Annotated in this window: 1 protein-coding gene; it reads left to right on the forward strand. The window is 41.1% G+C overall.

Annotated features, from left to right (window positions below; translation table 11 throughout):
- Positions 1 to 24: 24 nt before the first annotated feature.
- Positions 25 to 433, forward strand: a 409-nt coding sequence (locus H4J66_RS05150) for an Ig-like domain-containing protein (RefSeq protein WP_310650625.1), incomplete at its 3' end; no start/stop codon positions are given.

The following is a 433-nucleotide window of genomic DNA, read 5'->3' on the forward strand; positions in this document are numbered from 1 at the left end:
ACACTAACAATTTCAGTGACACCAGTGTCTGATCTAAGTGATGATAGTGAATCTGTTACAACAGCTGAAGATACAACAGCCACAGGCAATGTGTTAGATAATGCTGAAACAGCAGATGGTCCACTCACGGTAACCAGTTTTACTGTTGATGGTAATACTTATAATGCAGGTGACACGGTTACTCTTGCTGAGGGAGAACTCACTTTAAATGCAGATGGTAGTTACACCTTCACACCTAATGATAATTTCAACGGTGCTGTGCCTGTAATTACTTACATTGTTACTGACGGTGCAGGTGATACACAGAGCTCTACACTAACAATTTCAGTGACACCAGTGTCTGATCTAAGTGATGATAGTGAATCTGTTACAACAGCTGAAGATACAACAGCCACAGGCAATGTGTTAGATAATGCTGAAACAGCAGATGGTC

It is taken from the genome of Colwellia sp. MB3u-55 (genome assembly GCF_014076785.1).
Classification (GTDB): Bacteria; Pseudomonadota; Gammaproteobacteria; order Enterobacterales; family Alteromonadaceae; genus Colwellia_A.